A 2,189-nucleotide genomic window follows, 5' to 3' on the forward strand; every position below is an offset into this window, starting at 1 on the left:
GACATCGGCAACCTGATCTGTCCGGCATCGCACGAGCTCGGCGAGCACCTGCGGGTGATCGTCCTGAGCACGACCGAGGGCGACGACAAGCCGGGCAAGTACCCCAAAACAAAAAAGGGCGGGCTTGCGCCGACCCTTTCCATCTTCACTAAACCTAAGGCCTAGAGGAACCTAAGGCTTAGAGGAAGAGCTCACCACTCTCTGCGCGCTGCTCCAGCAGTGCCGGCACCGCGAACACCTCGCCGTAGCGCTCGTGCAATTCCTTGGCGCGGGCAACAAATGCCTTTAGGCCATAGGCATTGATCGCCTGGAAGGCACCACCGGTTTGCGCGGGGAAGCCAATACCCATGATAGAGCCGATATTGCCGTCGCCGACAACCGTCACCACGCCCTCTTCCATGGCGCGCACCGCCTCCAAACACTGGCAGAATACCAGGCGGTCCTTGATGTCCTCGTAGGGAATCTCGGTATAGCCATTGGGGGCATAGGCGTCTTTCAGGCCCGGCCAAATGCGCTTTTTACCACCCTCGGGGTACTCGTAGTAACCACCGCCGTGTACCTTACCCCGGCGCCCGAACTCGTTGACCATGCGATCGAGAATCCGCGAGGCCGCGTTGTCTTCCCAAACCTTACCCTGGGCTTCGGCATCGGCCTTGGCTTGCTGGCCGTTCTTATAGGCCGTTTCCTGGCTGATTTCATCAATCGCGGCCAGCGGCCCCACTGGTGAACCATTGTCGCGAGCGGCGGACTCGATCAGAACCGGGTTAACGCCCTCTTCCAGCATTGCCGCACCTTGAGACACGGTAGTGGCGATCACGCGCGTTGTGAAGAAGCCCGGCGCGTCATTGACGACGATCGGCGTCTTGCCCAGTTGCTGAGCCAGATCGAAGGCCTTGGCCAGCGCTTCGTCGCTGGTTTTCTCACCGCGGATAATTTCCACCAGCGGCATTTTCTCGGCGGGCGAGAAAAAGTGCATGCCGATAAAGTTTTCGGCGCGGCTGCTGGCCTGCGCCAATTCGGTGATCGGCAGCGCCGAGGTATTCGAGGCGAATACCGCGCTGTCTGCCAGCACCGCTTCGGTTTCCTGGGTCACGGCAGCCTTGATTTTGCGATCTTCGAATACCGCCTCGATCACCAGTTCGCAGCCCGCCAGGTCGGCGTAGTCGGCACTGGCTTTAATACGCGCCATGCACTCGGCTTTCTTTTCTTCGGTGACTTTGCCCTTGCTAATACCTTTGTCGAAGTAGGCTTCAGCATAGGCCTTACCCCGGTCGGCATTTTCCTGACTGATATCTTTCAGTACAACGTCGATGCCTTTCTGTGCGGCCATGGTGGCAATACCGGCGCCCATTTGACCGGCACCAATAATACCCAGCTTGGAACAGCTGAATTTCGCCGGCCCCTGCGGACGACTGGCGCCGCGGTTCAAGGCTTCCATCTGCACAAAGAACGCCGTCATCATATTGCGCGCCGTTTGATCCAACAGCAGGCTCAGGAAGTAGCGGCCTTCAATCTTCTGCGCGGTGTCAAAATCAACCCGCGCTGCATCCACCACACAGGCAAAGATCGCGTTCTGCGCCGGCATCAGATTCTTGGTTTGCACCATGACATTGGCCGGACCGAAGAAGGTCAGGCCCTGATTCGCTTCATCGTCGGGGCCGCCACCCGGCATTTTATAGTCGTCGCGATCCCAGGGTTGTTTAACACCACCCTCGACGCCGGCATTTTCCTTGATCCACGCCTTAGCCTGGGCGTGCATATCGTCTTCATCTTTGGCCAGCGCGTGTACCAGGCCTTTTTCAAGCGCCTTGTCCGCCTTCAGGCGGCGACCCTGGCTGATCAGGCCAATGGCCTCCTGCATGCCCAACAGGTAGGTCATACGCACGACACCACCGGCGCCCGGCATCAAGCCAATCATCGCTTCGGGCAGGCCCATTTGAATGCCCTCTACCGCCACGCGGTAGTGAGAGGCCAGGGCAATTTCAAAACCGCCACCCAGGGCCGGGCCGTTCATGCCCACTGCCACCGGTACGCCCAGTGTTTCCAAGGTGCGCAGTGGCGCCTTGGTGGCCATGATGCCGTCGTACATTTCGGTCTTTTTATCCGCTGGCGGATTCAGGTCCATCTCCAGCATTTCTTTAATATCGCCGCCGGCAAAAAACTGATTGGGCTTGCCACTGCGCAGGTAA

At 58.9% G+C, this 2,189-nt stretch carries 1 protein-coding gene; it reads right to left on the bottom strand.

Features of this window, described 5'->3' with window-relative positions; all coding sequences use genetic code 11:
- Positions 1-178: 178 nt before the first annotated feature.
- Positions 179-2,189: 3-hydroxyacyl-CoA dehydrogenase NAD-binding domain-containing protein (locus ABYM29_RS15530; protein ID WP_372865701.1), on the bottom strand; the 2,011-nt coding region annotated here is incomplete at its 5' end.

Source organism: Spongiibacter sp. (assembly GCF_041602295.1).
Classification (GTDB): Bacteria; Pseudomonadota; Gammaproteobacteria; order Pseudomonadales; family Spongiibacteraceae; genus Spongiibacter.